13 protein-coding genes and 1 pseudogene are annotated in these 19,042 nt (G+C 65.0%); 9 read left to right on the top strand and 5 right to left on the bottom strand.

Annotated features, from left to right (window positions below; all coding sequences use genetic code 11):
- Nucleotides 1-72 precede the first annotated feature (72 nt).
- The 9 genes and pseudogenes from Rhe02_RS47305 to Rhe02_RS47345 form a co-directional block, all read left to right on the top strand.
- Nucleotides 73-402: pseudogene (locus tag Rhe02_RS47305) on the top strand (helix-turn-helix domain-containing protein); the annotation flags it as partial.
- A 10-nt stretch (nucleotides 403-412) separates the two neighbouring features.
- Complete coding sequence (locus Rhe02_RS47310; RefSeq protein WP_203915145.1) at nucleotides 413-850, top strand: hypothetical protein; 438 nt, start codon at nucleotides 413-415, stop codon at nucleotides 848-850.
- Nucleotides 851-925: 75 nt separating this feature from the next.
- The gene (locus Rhe02_RS47315) at nucleotides 926-1,240 is read left to right on the top strand and encodes a DUF2516 family protein (RefSeq protein ID WP_203915146.1); all 315 of its coding nucleotides are present in this window, start codon (nucleotides 926-928) and stop codon (nucleotides 1,238-1,240) included.
- A gap of 10 nt (nucleotides 1,241-1,250) precedes the next feature.
- A complete protein-coding gene (locus tag Rhe02_RS47320) occupies nucleotides 1,251-2,153 on the top strand; it encodes an alpha/beta fold hydrolase (protein WP_203915153.1) in 903 nt (300 codons plus the stop codon).
- Entirely contained in the window at nucleotides 2,150-2,908 is a 759-nt protein-coding gene (locus Rhe02_RS47325; protein WP_203915147.1) for an EI24 domain-containing protein, read from the top strand. Before Rhe02_RS47320 ends, Rhe02_RS47325 begins: the two co-directional genes overlap by 4 nt.
- A gap of 3 nt (nucleotides 2,909-2,911) precedes the next feature.
- The gene (locus tag Rhe02_RS47330) at nucleotides 2,912-4,852 is read left to right on the top strand and encodes an endonuclease/exonuclease/phosphatase family protein (protein ID WP_203915148.1); all 1,941 of its coding nucleotides are present in this window, start codon (nucleotides 2,912-2,914) and stop codon (nucleotides 4,850-4,852) included.
- Between the two features lie 342 nt (nucleotides 4,853-5,194).
- Nucleotides 5,195-7,969, top strand: coding sequence for a glycosyl hydrolase (locus Rhe02_RS47335; protein WP_239124534.1), 2,775 nt, complete (start codon nucleotides 5,195-5,197; stop codon nucleotides 7,967-7,969).
- A gap of 138 nt (nucleotides 7,970-8,107) precedes the next feature.
- On the top strand, nucleotides 8,108-11,122 hold the full coding sequence (locus Rhe02_RS47340) for a S8 family peptidase (protein WP_275412701.1): 3,015 nt from the start codon (nucleotides 8,108-8,110) through the stop codon (nucleotides 11,120-11,122).
- A gap of 71 nt (nucleotides 11,123-11,193) precedes the next feature.
- Nucleotides 11,194-13,278 carry a carboxypeptidase-like regulatory domain-containing protein gene (locus tag Rhe02_RS47345; protein ID WP_203915149.1) on the top strand — a complete coding sequence of 695 codons (2,085 nt, stop codon included), beginning with the start codon at nucleotides 11,194-11,196 and terminating at the stop codon, nucleotides 13,276-13,278.
- On the opposite strand, the gene Rhe02_RS47350 is transcribed toward Rhe02_RS47345, so the two are convergent.
- From Rhe02_RS47350 to Rhe02_RS47370, 5 genes are read right to left on the bottom strand one after another with little or no spacing between them, the layout of a single operon-like run.
- Nucleotides 13,275-14,273: a LacI family DNA-binding transcriptional regulator gene (locus Rhe02_RS47350; protein WP_203915156.1), complete on the bottom strand. Its 999-nt coding sequence runs from the start codon at nucleotides 14,271-14,273 to the stop codon at nucleotides 13,275-13,277. The genes Rhe02_RS47345 and Rhe02_RS47350 overlap by 4 nt on opposite strands.
- A 23-nt stretch (nucleotides 14,274-14,296) precedes the next feature.
- Entirely contained in the window at nucleotides 14,297-15,637 is a 1,341-nt protein-coding gene (locus tag Rhe02_RS47355; RefSeq protein WP_203915150.1) for a GH1 family beta-glucosidase, read from the bottom strand.
- Nucleotides 15,634-16,440, bottom strand: coding sequence for a carbohydrate ABC transporter permease (locus Rhe02_RS47360; protein WP_203915151.1), 807 nt, complete (start codon nucleotides 16,438-16,440; stop codon nucleotides 15,634-15,636). The genes Rhe02_RS47355 and Rhe02_RS47360 overlap by 4 nt, the downstream gene beginning before the upstream one ends.
- Complete coding sequence (locus Rhe02_RS47365) at nucleotides 16,437-17,345, bottom strand: carbohydrate ABC transporter permease (RefSeq protein WP_203915152.1); 909 nt, start codon at nucleotides 17,343-17,345, stop codon at nucleotides 16,437-16,439. Before Rhe02_RS47365 ends, Rhe02_RS47360 begins: the two co-directional genes overlap by 4 nt.
- Before the next feature lie 23 nt (nucleotides 17,346-17,368).
- Nucleotides 17,369-18,637, bottom strand: a complete 1,269-nt coding sequence (locus tag Rhe02_RS47370) for an ABC transporter substrate-binding protein (protein WP_239124536.1) — start codon at nucleotides 18,635-18,637, stop codon at nucleotides 17,369-17,371.
- Between the last annotated feature and the right edge of the window lie 405 nt (nucleotides 18,638-19,042).

A 19,042-nucleotide genomic window follows, 5' to 3' on the forward strand; every position in this document is an offset into this window, starting at 1 on the left:
GCTGCTAGCTGTGGCAAGCATCATGCTAGCTCTTGCTAGCACTCGAGCTCCGCTCGCACTAGCCTCGTATACGTGCAGAGCTCAGACATTGGCAGCTTCATCAAGGGATTGCGGGAGAACGCCCGCATCTCCCTTCGCCAGCTGGCTGAGCAAGCGAACATCAGCAACCCCTATCTGAGCCAGATCGAGCGCGGCCTGCGTAAGCCCTCTGCCGAGGTGCTTGCTCAGCTCGCGGCCGCGTTGAGGGTCTCCACTCCGGTGATGTACCTCAGGGCGGGCCTGCTCGGCAGCGAAGACGGCCAAGGCGTGCTAGCCGCCATCGCCGGTGATCCACTGCTGACCGTCGCTCAGAAGCAATCGCTGACACAGATCTACGAGACGTTCATCCGCGAGAACACCAGGGAGAAAAGCGATGACTGACACCAAGACCGAGACCAAGGCCAAATACCCCAGCGCTGTGTACGCCGCCGCGGGCGTGGGCGATTTCGTCTACGAGCAGCTGCGCAAGCTGCAGACCAAGGCGATCGAGTTCGGCACCGAGGCCGGAGCGCAGGCGCCTGAGTGGAAGAAGAAGGTCGCCGAGTTGGGCACCAAGGTGGACGCGAACAAGGTCCGCGAATCCGTGGTGACCGGCACGCAGTTCGCTGCGGAGAAGGCAACCAAGGTTTACGACACCCTCGTGGTACGCGGCGAAAAGGCTTTTGCGGCACAGGACACGGCCACCAAGCCGGCAGCCGACACCGCTGCCTCGGCCAAGGCCACGACTGAGGCGTCGGCGCAGCCCGCCGAGGACGTCGAGACCGCGGCGCCGGTCGCCAAGAAGGCCGCTCCCCGCAAGAAGACGGCCTAGTCAACCAGCCGCCGGTTTGAAGTTAAGGGCGCACCGGAGGGGATCTTCCTGGCGGTGCGCCTTAAGCTTTGACCCATGGCCATTGCCTCTCCATTCGCGTTCGGTGTCGAAGCGTGGGTCAACTTCTTGATCAGCGTGTTGGCGCTGGTCCTCATGCTTTGGGCGCTCATCCATGTGGCGACTCAGCGACCTGACGCCTTCGCCGCGATCGGCGGACTGCAGAAGCATCACTGGCTGGGCCTGCTCGGAGCGCTCTTCGCGCTCGCGCTGATCTTCTTCCTGTTCGCCGGGGGGTTCCCGCTCATCGAGTACATAGGCATCGCCGCCTCCGCTTTCTACCTGCTCGATACCAGGCGCGGATTGAAGGACGTGACCGAGGGTCGATGGTGAGCTCATGCCGATGACCGGAGGAGCCCACGACCTGCGCTGGCCGCCGCCCCCCGACGGGTTTCCGCGTCGCTTCGGCAAACCACGCAACTCCGGTCCCTCGACCGGACGTCCCGCGCCGCCCTCGCTTCCCACCGAAATAGTCGGCACCCCACACGGCGTGAATCTGGAGCGTTTGCTCACCGGGGTGGGCCGGCCGACCACGATTTTCGCGCACGGGCTGGGCCATGGCATCGCCGAGACCCGCCCGCTTGGCAGCGGGGTGACGGGCAAGCGTGTCTTCTTCCAGTTCCGGGGGCACGGCGAAAGCGATTCGCCCCCCGGTGCCTGGGACTATGGTGACCTCGCGCGCGATCTGCGCGCCATGGCCGACATGACCGGCGCGGAGCAAGCGCTCGGCGTCAGCCTGGGCGCGGGAGCGCTGTGCCGTCTGCTCGCGGAGACCCCCGACCGCTTCAGCAAGGTGGTCTTCTTCCTGCCCGCGGTGCTTGACGAGGCGCGCCAGCAGGCCGCCCAGCTGCGCCTGACCGAGCTGCTCGATGCCATCAACAGCGGCGACGTCACCGCTGTCGCCAACGCGGTGGTCGAAGAGATTCCACCCACGCTGCGCAACGGCAACTCCGGGTGGGCCTACGTGCGCCAGCGCATCAACAACCTGATGAACACCGGCCTGAGCACAGGGCTGCTGAACCTGCCCGAGCAGACCTGCATCCCGAGCGTCGACCTGTTGCGCGATGTCACGGCCAAAGCCCTCGTGATCGGCTGCATCGGCGACGAGCTTCACCCGAGTTCCATCGCGACCCGCCTGGCGCAGGTGCTCCCCGACGCCACGCTGCACATTTACAACCGGCCCTCGGTGCTCTGGCACGAACGACTTGACCTCCGCGATCGGGTGAGTACCTTTCTCAACCAATGAAGAATTTCTTTGTTGGTGTGAGATTCCTAGGTCAAGGTCTTGGCCGGGTCTTCCGGCGGCCCAAGCTGTTGCTGCTTGGCATCATCCCCGCGATCCTCAGCCTGGTGCTGTTCGTCGGGCTCTTTGTCCTGCTCTTCTACTTCCTGACCGATATCTCGGAGGCGGCCACCTGGTTCGCCCGCGACTGGTCCACCGCGTGGCGTCAGACGGTCGAGGTCGCCGCCGGCGTCGCCATCGTCGGCGTGAGCGGGCTGCTGGCGATCATCTCGTACACCGCGGTCACCCTGCTCATCGGCGACCCGTTCTATGAAGCCATCGCCGAATCGGTGGAGGACGAGCTGGGCGGGGTACCCAATGAGGTCAAGCTGACCGTGTGGGCCTCGCTGCGCCGAAGCGTCACCGACTCGCTGCGGCTGGTCGTGCTGACCGCGTTGGTCGGTATTCCGCTGTTCTTTCTTGGCCTGATCCCGGTGTTCGGGCAGACCGTGGTGCCGGTGATCGCCGCGTTCGTGGGCGGTTGGTTCCTTTCCGTGGAAATCGTGGGCATCCCGTTTCACCGCCGTGGGCTGCGGCTGCCCGACCGGCGTCGCGTGTTGAAACAAAACAGGGCTACCGCGCTGGGCTTCGGGGTGGCAGTCTTCTGCTGCTTCCTCATTCCGCTGGGTGCCGTGATGGTGATGCCGGCCGCCGTGGCGGGCGGATCCTTGCTCACCCGGCACCTGTTCGGTCTGCCCACCTCGCTCCCCCCGGAGTAACCCATGACCCGCGCCAAACCCCTCGCCCTGGTGGCGCTCCTCTTCGTGACGGTGGCGGAGTTGTTGCGTGCCGTCGGTCCGTTGCTGGATTCCGTTGCCGGCGACTTTGGCATCGAAATCGCCGCAGTCATCGCGATCGGACTGTTCTTTCTGCCCGGGATCCTGCTCGTGGTGCTGCGGCGAGCATCCTTACCTGCTTTAGTCCTTTTGCTTCTCTTGGTACGGGTGACAGCGCAGTTCGCCCCGTCGCTGCCCATCGCGGGTGCCGGTGCCGTCCTCGCGGTCGCGGCCGTCGGCTTGGCCGTGCAACGGGCCGGCGATCCGGTCACCGCGGTCTGCGGCCTCCTCGCGGGCGGCGCGATCGACCTGGCGATCCGATCGGCGACGCTGACGTGGGATCCGATCTGGGTAGGGATTTGGGGGCTGCCCATGGCGGCCCTGGTCGTGGTCGCTTTGTGGTTTTCGCTCGATGTCGAGGTACCCGACAAAGTAAATGGACGGGTCTGGAGCGTCGGCGCATATTTGGCGCTGTGGACGACAACCCTTGGTAATGCTGGCTTCCTGGCGTCGCAGACCGGGCTGGCTCTGCAGGTCTGCCTGCTCGTCATGCTCGCGGCGATCGTCGTGTCCATGGTCATCGTCCGCCGAGCGGTGCCGTGGGCGGTGGCCAGCCTGACTGTCCTCATTGGAGTGACGCTGGCTTGGATGTGGACCGGTCCCGTCGCTACCGCCGGCCTCGTCGTCGGCCAGATCGGCGCGGCCCTCGCTCTCGCCTGCGCCATCTCCGCGCCGCCCACCAACCGTGGCACGTGGGCTTACGGCCTGGTGTGGGTCACACCGGTGCTCCTCTTCCAGATGCACTACGACATGCCGCTGCCCTTCGACAACCGCTACCTTCTCATCGGCGTTGCTTTACTCCTGGCGCTGGCCGCGGTCGGTCACCAGACTGTCGCGTCGACCGCCGCCCGGCCCACCACCGGCCGCCGGCTACTGCAGCTGGTGAGACCGAGGACCGAACTGTCCAAACCGGTCCGCGTCAGCTCGGCCGGCGGCAACCCGGTGCAGCCGGCGCGGTACCGCACCGACAGCACCACGACCGCCCTCACCACCGCAAGCGGTGCCCTGATGCTGGTGCGCCGCCGCCCCGAGGCCGGCTCGCTGGCTTCCCGCCTGATCCTGCTCACCCTGCTCGTGCCGGTAGTCATGCTGGTCATCCCGGCCAGCACCGTGCCAGCCGAGCCCTCGCGCTTCTCCATGCGGCTCATGACGTGGAACGTCAAATACGGCCGCGACGACGCCCGCGGCATCGCCAACCCACGCCAGATCGCCGCCGCCATCGCCGCCGAGAAGCCCGATGTTGTTGTGCTGCAAGAGGTCAGCCGCGGCTGGGCCATCGGCGGTGGGGTAGACGTCGCCGAGTACCTCTCCCACGAGCTAGGCATGTCCTACCGATGGGCCCCAGCCGCCGACAACCAATTCGGCAATCTCCTGCTCAGCAACCGCGAACTCATGAACGTGGAGGTGGGCCACCTCCCCTTCGGGCAAGGCCCAATGGAACGCTCCTACCTGAAAGCCACTGTCCGCATCAACGCGGCAAGCAAAATCGACCTCATCACCACCCACCTGACCCACCGCAAACAGAACACCCCAACCCGGCTCGCCCAAATAGACACCATCCTCAACGCGAAGCCCATGGTCCTCGCCGGAGACCTCAACTTCTGGCCCACCTGGGACGAGCCACGAGCCTTCACCCGAGCCGGATACCTTTCAGCGCAAGACATCACCGGCCACAGCGCCGAGTGGACCTCGCCCACCAACAACCCCACCAACCGAGTCGACTGGATCTACGGAAACGCCCGGGTAGCCTTCACCGACTTCGCGATCCTCTCCAAAGTCACCGTCTCCGACCACTTCCCCCTGATCGTCACCGTGACCAGCACATAACAACCCCCACCCCGAGATCCCCGCTGTCCTTTCACTCGCCGACCGCAGGCGACGGGGATCGGGTGAACCAGAGGTAAGCGCGGGCGGATCGGGCGCTGAAGTAGGGCGCGAGTGGTTCGGCGGACCGGGTGCCAAGGCGCGGAGGTTCAGTGGGCTGGGGGTAGAGCGCGGCGGTTCGGTGGGCTGGAGGTAGGGGGTGGGGTGGTCGGCGGGGGATTGAGGGGTATCAGCGGGGAAGTCGAGGCCAGAAAACGCTCTCTTTCTTGACGAGTGTATTAATTGACGGTTACGGTTCTTCGTGAGAGCGCTCTCTCATTTATACCGTCCCGTTTGGAGGCCCGCGTGCGCTCCTCTTTCTACGCCAAGCTGGTGGCTGCGGTCGCTGCGACCGCGACTGTCCTGATTGGAATCCCTCTGACCAACGCTCAGGCTGCCGTGATCGGCGTCGGGGCGGGTAGTTATCGTAACGATCGGCCGGCCGGTACGGCTGGGCCGAGCAACTCTGACGGCGTGGCCGTCGCGCCGAAGGTGACCGCCGCTGTAGCCGGTCGCGCTGTGCCCACCAACGAGTGGTGGTCGTCGCTGGTCTGGCAAAGGTATGCCGGGAACCCCTACTCGGAGAACATGTATGCCCATCCGCTGACGTTCCATGCTTACAACGATGGGCTTGGGGTTGGGTATCCGACGACGCCGAATATTACGCCCGACACCAGGACCTACGAATACGTGCACACCAACGATCTGCGGGTCGGGGTTAGCGGGCTGAACGCGCCCCGCACCGAGGTCGACGGGTGGGGTGACTGGCATGTCTCGCCACGGTGGACCGATGGTGTGCGCACTCTGCGTACCACGATCGCGCACGGCAGTCCCTATGTTTACGCGACGGTCAGCGGCGGCACGGCGCGGGTGGATTTTCTCGGCACGGCGACAGTTTTCTCCAACAGTGGCAACGTAGTTGGCGTAACTGTTAATGGGCGCAACTATGGCCTGTTCGCGACGTCGGCGTGGACGGTCAGCGGCGGTTTCGCCACCACGAACGCGACCTCTTACTCGGTGGCCGTCCTGCCCGGGACTTCAGCGCTGAGCCAGTACGCGTCGTTTGCCCAGAACGTCATCACCGACACCCGGGTCAGCTGGAGTTACGACGCCGGTAGCGGGAATGTCTCGGCGACCTACAACGTGACCACGACCGGTACCGGGGTCACGCTCACGGCGCTCTACCGTCACCAGTGGCTCACCACGACGAGTCCGTTGACCGCGCACACCTATGTGTCGCCGCGCGGGCAGATGAAGGTACGCGAAGGATCGTCGTTCACCACAGTGAGCCGTTTCAACGGGGTGCTCCCGGCGTTGCCGATCGCGGCTGACGCCGACCGTAACCGGATCAGGGCCGACATCGACGCGGTCCTTGCCCCGGCCGACAAGTTCCTGGGTGCGACCGACACCTACTGGACGGGCAAAGCGTTGTGGCGCTTGGCGGCGCTTATCCCGGTGGCCAACCAGATCGGCTACACCGCTGCCCGCGATCAGCTGATCAGCCTCGTCAAGGGCCGGTTGCAGGAATGGCTCACCAGTGGGGGCGCGGGCCAGTTCTACTATGACGCGACCTGGGACACGCTCACCGGGTACCCAGCGTCATATGGAGCTGACACCGAGCTCAACGACCACCACTTCCACTACGGCTACTACGTGCTCGCAGCTGCCATGGTGGCCCAGCATGATTCGGCCTGGGCCGGCACCGGCCAGTGGGGCGGCATGGTCAGGCTGCTGGTGAAGGAGGCCGCGAACTATGACCGCGCCGACAGCCAGTTCCCGGTTTTCCGCAACTTCGATCCGTTTGCCGGGCATTCCTGGGCTTCGGGGCACGCGGGCTTCGCCCATGGCAACAACCAGGAGTCGTCGAGTGAGGCAATGATGTTCGCCCACGCAATGGTCCTATTTGGACACGCGATCGGCGATACGGCGATGCGAAACGCTGGAATCTATCTGTACACCACCGAGCGTGACACGGTGGGACAGTACTGGTTCGACAAGGACAACGCGGTCTTCCCGGCCGCCTACACCCACGACACGGTCGGCATAGTCTGGGGCGCCGGTGGCGTCTACGGAACGTGGTGGACGGCGAACCCGGAGGAGATTCACGGGATCAACATGCTGCCCATCACGGGTGGTTCGCTTTACCACGGCAACTGGAAAGCCGACATCACACAAAATGTCAACGAGATCCGCGCAAACAATCCCGGCCAGGAGGTCGAGTGGCGGGATGTCATCTGGCAATTCTTGGCGATGAACGATCCGGTGCAGGCTTACAACCTGTGGATCGGGGCGAATCCGGAACCTGAATGGGGTGACACGCGAGCCCATGCGTATCACTGGATTACGGCCCTGCGGGGATGGGGCACGCCCTCGAGCACCATCACCGGAAACGTACCCACATCGGCGGTTCTGGGCACAGGCACCTATGTCGCCTATAACCCATCCGGTAGTGCCATCACGGTGACTTTCACCGACGGGCAGACGCTGGCTGTGCCGGCGCGGGCCATGGCCTGGCGCGGCCCGGCTGGAAGTGGAGTGGAGCCGGGCGGAGGCGGCGGGCCTGTCTCGCCATCGCCGACGCCGTCGGCAAGCCCGTCCCAGAGCCCGTCCCCGAGCCCGTCCCCACCAGCCTGTTCGAACCCGTTGAGTGGCAACACATTGTCACTTGGGTCGGCAGGTTCGGTGAGCATCTCACCCGCGGGCGGCGGCAACTGGGACGGAAACCCGCACAACCCCACCGTCTTTACCGCTTGTGGACTGAACGGTTCGGGTGCGGGCAGCACGTCGTTCGATCTGTTTGTCGACGCGGGCGGCAGTGTGGCAAATGCCACGCAGATACGTGTTTCTTACGATCTCACTGGAAATGGCAGTTGGGACCGGGTGGAGACCTATCGGTATTTCGCCACCGACCCGGTGGTCGGTTGGGAGCACTACACACAAACGGCCGGACTCTCCACCGCTACGGGTGCGCTTGGGGCCTTCAGCAACGGAAAGGTGCAGGTCGAGATCTGGTCGGCGATCGGCAACGGATCGACCACGGTTGGTACAGCTAACCAGTCGTTCGTGAGGATGCCGTACTGAATCAAATGCGTGATCCGATTGTTATGAAGTGATGGCCACTGGCAAATATTTCACGGCTTTAGGCTCACGGCTTGTGATGGCCGCCAACTCGTATTAATAGAGATTGGCGGCCATCGGGAGGCACAAGAAAGGATCCCCGTGAAGCTCCGTCGATCGGTTAGGCGTCGCCTAACCGCCGGAGCGCTTGCCACCGCTACGATTGCGGCTCTCGCAGCATCGGCTCAGGGTGGGGCCATCGCGGCCCCGTCCGGTGAAACAGCGCTCTATCTTGTCCAGACCGCAAGCGAGCCCGCGGCACAGTACGAAGGTACTGTCTCCGGGTTCGCCAGGACCAAGCCAAACGAAGGCAGTCGCCTCGACGCCAGATCGGCCGCTGTTCGCAACTGGGTGAGCAAGTTGCGCGGCGAGCACGAAACCACGCTGAGCAACGCCCGGGTCGGCGCCGGCCGCAAGGTCTACGACTTCGGCTTGACCTTCAACGGATATGCAGTTCGCCTCGATGCCACCGAGGCAGCACGCCTGAAGGGCACCAAGGGCGTTCTGTCGGTGTGGAAAGACGAAATCGTCCATGGCGACACCACGACCACCCCTGATTTCCTTGGCCTCACCGGCCGCAACGGGGTGTGGAACGAGGAGTTCCGCGGCAACGAGCGGGCCGGCGAAGGTGTCATCATCGGTATCATCGACTCCGGTATCTGGCCAGAAAGCCAGTCCTTCGCGCCGCTGGCGAAACCGAAGGATCAGGCCATCATCGATGCCAAGTGGAGTGGCACCTGTGATGTGGGGGTGGAGGAGCCGATTGCTTGCAACAACAAGCTGATCGGTGCCCGCTACTACCGGGCCGGACTGCCGAGCATCGCCGCCTTCGAGTTCGATTCGCCGCGCGGGTTCAGCGGTCACGGCACGCACACCGCGTCGACCGCCGCCGGCAACTTCGGCGTTCCCGCCAGTGTCAACGGTTTCGACCTCGGTAAGGCCTCGGGCATGGCGCCCGCGGCTCGTATCGCTGTCTACAAGGGACTGTGGGCGACGGCCGACGGCAATGGCGTGCCGACCGGCCAGTCGAGCGGAAGCTCGATCGACCTGGCTGCCGCGATCGAGCAGGCGGTGGCCGACGGCGTCGATGTCATCAACTTCTCGATCTCGGGTTCTCGGACAGCCATCAACCGGCCGACCGACATCCAGTTCTTCAACGCTGCCGCTGCGGGCGTCTTTGTTGCGGCCTCCGCCGGTAACGACGGAGATGTGCCGAACACCGGTGGTCCGTCGAGCGTGAACCACAACATGCCATGGGTCACCACGGTTGCCGCCGGCACGCACGACCGCGGGAACCTCAAGACTGTCACCCTCGGCAATGGCGCCAGCTACAAGGGCGTCGGCGTGGTGCCTCCGGGCGTGGCCTCCACCGGGCTCGTCGACTCGGCGAGCATTCCGGCGGCTGGGGCCACCTCGGCCCAGTCCACGTTGTGTCTGCCCAACTCGATCGACGCGGCGGCCGCAGCCGGCAAGATTGTGATCTGCACGCGGGGCCAGAACGACCGTGTTCAGAAGAGCCTTGTGGTCAAGGACGCCGGTGGCGTGGGCATGATTCTCGCGAACACCACGACCGCTCAGTCGGTCAACGGTGACTGGCACACCGTGCCCACGGTGCACCTCGGCCCGGCCGACAGCACTTTGGTGAAGGCTTATGCCGCCACCGCTGGCGCCACCGCCGCCATTTCCGTGACGGACACCAACCCGGTGGTCGCCCCGGCGATGGCAGGCTTCTCGTCCTACGGCCCGGCGCTTGCCGGCGGCGGCGACCTGCTCAAGCCGGACATCACCGCGCCCGGCGTTGACGTGCTCGCCGCGGTGGCCCCTCCGGGTCACGCCGGCAAGAGCTTCGACAGTCTGTCGGGTACGTCGATGGCGGCGCCGCACATCGCAGGTATAGCCGCACTCCTCAAGAGCAAGAACCCCGACTGGTCGCCAATGTGGATCAAGTCCGCCATGATGACGACCGCGACCACGAAGGACAGCGCGGGGAACCCGATCCAGCATCCGCTCGGCACGGCCACCCCGCTGAACTTCGGGGCTGGGCAAATCGTGCCCGGCAGTGCTTTCGACCCGGGTCTGGTCTACGACTCGACCCCGACCGACTGGATCAGGTACGGCTGCGCGATCGGCCAGTTCCAAGCGGTCACCAACTGTTCCGGGTTCCTCGGGCTCGACCCGAGCGACCTGAACTACCCGTCCATCTCCGTTGGAGATCTGGCCGGCAAGCAGACGGTGACCCGCACGGTGACCAACATCGGCAAGCACGTCGGCATCTACCACGCCAAGGTCACCGCCCCGGCCGGATTCACGGCCACGGTGTCCCCGGAGTGGATGATTATCCCCAAGGGCAGGTCCGCCACCTACAAGGTGACGCTTACCCGCACGAGCGGCGCGTTCGGCCAGTTCAGCTTCGGCAGCATCACGCTTGACGAGTTCCTGACCGGCCGGCACCTGGTGACCAGCCCGATCGCTGCGCGGCCGGTGCCGCTGGCGGCCCTCGCCGAGGGATTGGGCACGGGCACCTCGGGCACGTCGGCGCTGTCGCCGACCCCGGGCTACACCGGCACGATCACCGCCACGGTGAGCGGGCTGGCCGCGTCTACGGTTTCCGATCTGGCGTTCACCGAGACCAATACCAACTTCGCCACCGGTGCTCCGGCGGAGTCCGCCTCGGTGAAGAAGGTGACGGTCACAGTTCCGGCGGGTTCGGCTCTGGCACGCTTTGCCACGTATGACGATCAGGCCCCGGCCGGGACCGACTCGGACATGTTCGTGTACACCGCCGGAACCAACCAGCTGCGGGCCCTGAGCGCCGGCGGCACCAACGAGGAGATTGTCACTCTCACGGCGGCGGGCACCTACGACATCTACATCGTGATGTTCGCGCACAGCACGCCGACTCCGCCGAGCTTGAAGCTGCACGCTTTTGTGGTGCCAGGCGCGGCGGCCGGCAACCTTACCGCCACTCCGGCCAGCCAGGCGGTGACGACGGGTACGCCCGCCGCGATCACGCTCAACTGGTCGGGTCTGACGGCCGGGTCGCGCTACCTCGGTGTGGTGACCTACGGAGACGGCACGTCCACTTTGGGCCGGACCATCTTTGGGGTCAACGGATAATCACACTTTGCTGTTCAATATGGAGGGCGACTGATCGGTCGCCCTCCATATCTCTTTCCACGGGGAGTTGTATGGCTAAAAACCCTTATGCGAGGCTGCTCGTGGCCGGTGCCACCGCACTCGCACTTCTCGTTGGCGCGGGCGGTTCGGGCTTCGCCGCGGAGCCGGAGACCGGAACCATCGCCGGTCGCTATACCGACGACGGTGTAGCTGCCGCCAACACCCCGGTCGGCGTTCAGTCCCTTGATTTCGCCACCTACCGGCAGGCCGTCACGAATGAGGCCGGGGAATACCAGGTCTCCGATCTTCCGCCGGGGCAATACAAGGTCAGTTTCGGTTCCTCCGACGGCGGTCCGGGCCAGTATTACCACGGAAAATCCAGCTTCTTCGAGGCCGATACGGTGACCGTCAACGCCGGCGAGGTCACCACGGCAGACGATGAGGAGCTGCCGTGGGGCCTCGCCCGGATCACGGTGGTGGACCGCGCCGGCGCCCCGGTGGCAGGCGCGCAGATCGAGTTTGCCCAAGCGGACGGTGGCCCGGGCAGCTCCGGTCCGACCGACGAGTCCGGGGTCTTCTACCTGCCGCTGAGGGTTGGCAGGTACAAGGTTCGGGTCACGCTCAACCCGTTCACGCAGGGGAGTTTCACCCAGTGGGTGCCGGGGGTCGCCGACCGGGAGCAGGCTCAGATCTTTGAGCTGGCCGACGGTCAGTCGCTGAACATCAACGAAACCCTGATGCCCACCGGCAAGGTCTCCGGAAGGTTCACCGACGCGGCCGGCAACGGCCTCGCCGATGTCTTCGTGTTGCTGAACCGCCCCAACGCGTTCCCCTTCGGCACGGCGAGAACCGGCCCGGACGGAAGCTATACCGTGCAGTATGTCCCGACGGGCGGGCAGTTCACTGTGCAGTTCCTCGACTACGCGCGCGGAATATCGCAGTACGCCTATGGCACCGTGCATCCGGAGCAGGCGACCACATTCTCGGTCAGCGATGGCCAGCAACTCGTGGTCAACGACAGCCTCCTGCCGACGGGAAGTGTCCGGGTCACCGCGAAGGATGCGGCAACCGGGGCGGCTATTTCCTCCTTCGGGGTGTCGCTCATGTCGGCCGGCTACGGCGAGACCAGCACCGGCGCGGCGGTGATTGAGAATGTACCGATCGGGACTCACCCGGTTCTCGTGTCCGGCATAGGTTTCGAGGAGGCCAGCGGCTCGGTCACGGTGACCGCGGGCCAGCAAGCCTCGGTCGAGGTCACCATGCGGTCGAAGTCGAAGATTGAGGCGACCGTGGTGGACTCAGCGACCGGGCAGCCGGTTTCCGGCGTGTGTCTGGTGGTCGCCACGGTGCAGAATTTCATGCTGCCCGATGGCTGCGCCGGCGCGAGCGATGCTCAGGGCAGAACGGTGGTGGAGACACCCGGCGCTGGTTGGTACCAGGTTCTTGCCTATCCGGCCGAGGCTGAAGGCTATGGCGCGCAATGGGTTGGCGCCAACGGTGGCAGCGGAAGCCAGCTGAACGCCAAGCTCATCAAGGTGGAAGCGGGCAAGGGTTCGCAGGCTCCGGTCATCAAGCTTGACCGGGGAGGCTCTGTCACCGGCATCATCCGCGACACGGCCGGCGCGCCGGTGAAGTGGGCGGACGCGGCGATAGGCCCGTGGTCGAACGAGGTCGGTGGCGGGATCCTGGTCACCACGACCGATGAGGACGGCCGCTACACCCTCGACCGCCTTGGCCCCTACCAGTGGCCGCTGCTGTTCCAGGTGCGTGAGCTTCGGGAGTACTCCGGGGGTGTGGCCAACCGCCATCTCGCCCAGACCGTGTCGGTCCACTCAGGACAGACGACGAATTACGACTTCCAGATGCGCACTCCGGTGGCGGTGACGGCCAACGTTTCCCTCAACGCCGATAGCGACTGCTATTTGTATCTGCTCAACGCGGTGACGGGCGACCGTCTCAGCAGCGGGTGGGTGGAGAGCTGCAGAGGGGGCTCGGTGTCCATGAATCTGGTAGGCCCACAGCTGATCAAGGTGAGTGTGGTCTACCGCGTCGGCGACAACTACGTCCAGAAATGGTACGGCGGCGGCAGTTTCCTCACCGCGAAACCGATCATCCTGCCCGCCAGCGGAAGCAAGACCGTCAATCTAAGGTTCTAGGCGGAAGCGCGCACGACAAGTTCGGTGGGGAGCACAACCTGATCCGGGATGGTCTCCCCACCGGCGAGCCGCAGCAGCTGGCGGGCCATCTCGCGGCCCAGGCCATCGATCGGCTGCCGGATGGTGGTCAGCGCCGGCTCGGTGTATCGCGCCAGCTCGATGTCGTCGAAACCCACCACGGCCACGTCATCGGGCACGCGTCTGCCCTGCTCGCGCAGCACCCGGATGGCGCCGTTGGCCATCAGGTCGGAGGCGACGAAAACCGCGTCGAGCTGGGGGTCGTCCTGTAGGAGCTGCTTCATGGCCACCGCACCCGAGTCGCGGGTGAAATCGCCCACCGCGACTATGGAACGTCTATCCGAATCCCTTAGCTCTTCCCTGTACCCGGTAAGGCGGTCGATTCCTGCGACCATGTCCTGTGGCCCGGCTATTGTGGCGATCCGGCTGCGACCGGTGTCGAGCAGGTGACGCACTGCCTGCCGAGCGCCATTGACGTTGTCCACGTCCACGTAGGGCACCCGGGCCCGGCCGAGCGGCCTGCCGCCACAGACCACGGGCACGCCCATCCGGGCGAGTGTGCCGGGCAGCGGGTCAGCGCCATGCATCGAGGCGATGAGCACCCCATCGACGTGCCGGGCGAGCGCATACCGCTCGATGCGGTCGTGGCTGGCGGCCGACCCGGCGAGCATCAGCACGAGCTGCTTGTCGGCGGCCTCCATCTCCTGGCCGACACCGCGGATCACGCCCGGGAAGAGCTGGTCGTCGGAGAAGACGCGGGTGGTCCACTCGGGCAGGATCAGCGCGAACGAGTCGGTGCGCTGGGTGACCAGGCTGCGCGCGGCCTGGTTGGGCACGTAGCCCAGCTCGCTGATGGCCCGCTCCACGGCGGCCCGGATCGGCTCGGCCACGGTCGGCGAGCCGTTGACGACACGGGAAACGGTGGCTCGGGAGACGCCAGCATGCTGGGCCACCTGCTCCAGCGTGGGCCTGCCCATCGCCACCGTCCCGTTCGTCATCGTTAAAGCCCGTTGTGTTCAATCACTTTGGCATACCACCTCGCGCTGTCCTTTGGTGTCCGCACCTGGGTTTCGAAATCGACGTGCACGATCCCGAAACGTTTACGGTAACCCTCGGCCCACTCGAAGTTGTCCAGCAATGACCATACGAGATAGCCGCGCAGGTCCACGCCGCGGGAGATGGCTTCGTGGCACGCCTGAAGATGACCTTCGAGATATGAGATCCGATCCTGGTCGGCGACGTTGCCCTCGCTCGGGACATCGTCAAAGGCGGCACCGTTTTCGGTGATGATGAGCGGCACCCCCGGATAGTCGCGGTGCAGGCGTTCCAGCAGCTCGGTCAGGCCCCACGGCTCGATCGGCCAGCCCATCGCGGTGGTCTTGCCCGGAGCCGGCCGGAAGTCGACCCCGGCGCTGCCCGGATAGACCGGGTTCTCCGGCGCCCCCGGCTTGGCCGCCACCAGGCACGGGTTGTAGTAGTTGATGCCCAGCAGATCGATGGGCTGCCCAATTGTCGTTTCATCTCCATCGTGTACGAGCCCAGCCGGGAACATTTCCAGCGCGTAACGCTCATACGACCCGCGCAGGATGGGCTCGAGGAAGAGCCGGTTGAGCATGGCGTCGACCCGGTCGGCGGCGTCGCGTTCGGCGGCCAGGGACGGGTCGGCCGGCACGACCGGGGCCAGGTTGAGCGTGATGCTGATGTTCGCCGCGCCCGCGTCGCGCAGCCGGGCGGTGGCCAGCCCGTGCCCGAGCAGGAGATGGTGGGCGGCGGACAGGGCCAGGTCGCGGTCACTCTTGCCGGGCGCGTGCACGCCTACCGCGTACCCGAGAAAGGCAGAGCACCATGGTTCGTTGAGCGTTGTCCACAGGTTGACCCGATCGCCGAGTCGCTTGTGGACGGTCGCCGCGTAATCGGCGAAGTGGTAAGCGGTGTCCCGGGAAGCCCAGCCGCCGCGGTCTTCGATGCCCTGCGGCAGATCCCAGTGGTAGAGGGTGACCATCGGCTCTATCCCGACCGTGAGCAGCTCATCGGCGAGCCGGTCATAGAAGTCGAGCCCGCGCGGGTTGGCCGGCCCGGTGCCGTCCGGTTTGATCCGCGGCCATGACACGGAAAACCGGTACGTGCCAAGCCCGAGCTCGCGCATTATCGCCACATCTTCGGGGTAGCGGTGGTAGTGATCGCACGCCACGTCCCCGGTATGCCCGGCATAGACCAGTCCAGGCGTGCGGGCAAAGGTATCCCAGATGGATGGTCCCCGTCCGTCATCGGCGGCCGCACCCTCGATCTGGTAGGCCGCCGTTGCCGCTCCCCAACGAAATCCTTCTGGAAACTCATTCATCCTTTAATCGCTCCCTGCATGATGCCCCCGACGAGCTGTTTTCCTAGCGCGCCGAAGACCAGAATCAACGGAATGGTGGCCAGCATGGTGCCGGTGAGCGCGAGCGCGTAGTCGGTGACGTAACCCGCGCGCAGCTGAGAAAGCGCGACCTGGACGGTCTGGTTTTCCGGCGACGCGAGCACGACCAGCGGCCACAGGTAGTCGTTCCACGAGCCGAGAAAGGTGAGCATGCCCAGCACGGCCATGGCCGGCCGGGCGACGGGTAGCACCACGTGCCAGAAGAGGCGATGGGTGGTGGCGCCGTCCATGCGCCCGGCCTCGAGCAGCTCCGACGGGAGCGCCTCGGTCAGGTACTGGGTCATGAAGAACACGCCAAAGGCATTGACCAGTGCGGGCGCGATGACCGCGGGCAGCGTGTCGTGCCACTCCAGCTTGGTCATCAGGATGAACAGCGGGATGATGCCGAGCTGGGTCGGCACCATCATGGTGCCGATCACGGTGACCAGCAACGCGGTGCGCGCCCGGAACTGCAGCTTGGCGAAGGCAAATCCGGCCAGCGTGGAGAAGAGCACCACGCTTGTGGTGACACTCAGCGCGACAATCAGCGAGTTGAGCAAAGCAAGGTCGAAGGGCACCGTGTCGAAGACGCGTTTGACATTGTCCACGAGATTCTTGCCCGGGATGAGCGACACGTCGGCGAGCGCCGAACTGTCCTTTGTGGACACCACGAAGCTGAACCAGAGCGGGAACGCGGAGAAGAACAGGACCGCAATCAACGTGAGGTAGAGAAGCTTCCGTTTCATGACTGGCGGATCCTTCGGATGAGACGGTAGTTGAGAACAGCGAAGATGACGATGATGCCGAACATCACCCAGGCCACCGCCGAGGCGTAACCGAATTCGAAGCCACGATTGAAGCCGTGCTCGTACAGGTAGAGGGTGAGGGTCTGGAACTGGCGATCGGTGCCGCCGGTGATTCCCAGCGGCCCGCTGCCGGCGAAGAGCTGGGGCTGGGCGAAAATCTGCAACCCGTAAATCGTCGAAACGATGACCACGAAGATGATGGTCGGCCGGATCGCCGGGATGGTGATCTGACGCAGCTGCTGTGCTTCCGTGGCCCCGTCCAGCCTGGCCGACTCATACAGCTCGCGCGGCACGGCCTGCATCGCGGCGAGGAAAATCAGCGCGTTGTAGCCCGACCACTGCCAGATAATCATCACCGAGATGGCGATGTGCGAGCTGGCAACACCGGCCTGCCAGTTGATGCGCCCGAAGCCCAGCCCTTCGAGCGCCCAGTTGATGACACCGAAGTCGCGCCCGAAGAGCTGGCTGAAGATGACCGCCACCGCCACCACGCTCGTCACGTTGGGCAGCAGCATTCCCAGCCGCCACAGCGTTTTCGCCCGCAGCTGGCGGTTGATCAGATGTGCTAGGACCAGCGAGATGATCAGCTGTGGCACCGTGGACAGAATCAGAATCGACACCGTGTTGAAGAGCGCGTTCCAGAAATACGAGTCCTTGAACAGCGCCACATAGTTGTCCAAACCGATGAACGGGTGTTCGTCGGCCAGCAGACTCCAGTCGAAAAGGCTTACGTAGGCGGTGTAGACGAGCGGAAAGAGCCCGAATATCGCGAAGAGCAGAAAGAACGGTGAGATGTATAGGTAAGGGGACACCCGGGTGTCCACTTTGTATGGCCAAGTTCGCATCGCAAGTGCCCCCTTCGAGATGATCAGGCGAGTTTCTTGACGTCCGCCAGTACCTGGGTCCAGGCATCCGCCGGTTGTTGCTTGCCCTCTTCGATCCGGCCCAGCCCGGCGCCGATCGTGCTGAAGACGTCGCCCTGCTTCGGCCCCTGGTGCTGCGGCTTCACGGCCTGCGCCGAGGCGGTGAAGATCTTGCCGATGGGCGCGTTGTTGAAGAACGCCTTCGAGAAGCCGGTCAGATCCGGGTCGGTGTAAAGCGAAGGCGTGGACGGGAAGTTACCGGTCGCCTTGAACACCTTCTTCTGCTGATCCGGGGCGGTCAGCCACTTGATCAGCTCGAACGCCTCCTTGGAGTGCTTGCCCTGCTTCGGAAGCGAGAGGTGCGAGCCACCCATGCTGCCCGCACCACCGGGAACAGCGGCGATGTCCCACTTGCCGGAGGCATCCTTCGCGTTGGTCTCGATGTAGGACGTCATCCACGCCGGGCACACGATCGTGGCGAAGGTGCCCTTGCCGAAGGCCGCGGTCCACTCCGGGCTCCACGCGTTCAGCTTGTTCGACAGCCCGGACTGGATCGCGTCGACGGTCAGATCCCATGCCTTCTTGACCGTCGGGTTGGACTCCACGACCAGCTTGTCCTGATCGTCGTAGAGGCCCTGGGGCGCCTGCTCCACGATGGCCCGGTACATGTTCCCGGAGGCCTCCATGAAGAACGAATTCGGCAGCGCGGCCTTGTACTTCTTGCCGGTCGCCACATACTCGTCCCACGTCGGCCACAGCTTCGACACCTCATCGCGCGCCGTCGGCAGCTTGGCCTGGGCGAACAGGTCGGTGCGGTAACACATGGCCATGCCGCCAACGTCGGTGCCCAGACCCACCAGGGTCTTCTTGTCGGTCGAGAGGCCCTGCTGCCACTTCCACGGCAGGTATGAACTCTCGAGATCCTTGGCGCCGAGGTCGAGCAGGTTGTAGAACCTGTTCGGGGTGGCGGTGAAGCTGGAAAGGTAACCGATCTCGATCGCCTCGATGTCGGCCGCGCCGCTGCCCGTCGCCAGGTGGCTGATCAGGCTCTGGTGATGAGCGGCGTAATCCGAGATCCGCTCTTGGATCTCGATGTTCTTGTGCGTCTGCTTGTACTCCTCATAGAGCGGCTTAAATCCAAAGTCGCCGAATCCGGCGATCGTGAGCGTGATCTTCTCGTCCGCTTTTGGGGCGTCGTCGCCACCGCAGGCAGCGGTGAACATCAGGCTCGCGGCCACAACTGGGACAAGCATCCGGCGCAGGGAGGTGCGCATCCTACGACCCTCCTAGGGGTATCAGGTTCTCCGAAATTCTCTGTAAGAGAGCGCTCTCTGCGAGAGAATGCGGTGCCCCCGGCGCTCATGTCAAGGCCCTGTTACGCGAGTGTTACTCCGAGAGCGAGCGCTCTCTGAGCCCGAAAAGCCTCCGACGTGCGGTGGGAACGCTCTCACGCCCGTCGATCGACACGTTTCTTCACGCCGCGCCGTCGTGGTCCCGCGCCGCATGCTCCCGCGCGGCACATCCCCACGTGCTCCCCACCCTTCCCCGCGCGGGCCGCGAGCCGCGGGAAGGCCGCGCTGCGCCCTCCGTTGCGCGCCTGGGCCTGCGCATCGGGCCGGTTAGACGGCGGGAGCCACTGGTAGAGGTATGGGTTGCTGCGACCTTTGCTCTGCACCCAT

The sequence above is a fragment of the Rhizocola hellebori genome (assembly GCF_016862955.1).
Classification (GTDB): Bacteria; Actinomycetota; Actinomycetes; order Mycobacteriales; family Micromonosporaceae; genus Rhizocola; species Rhizocola hellebori.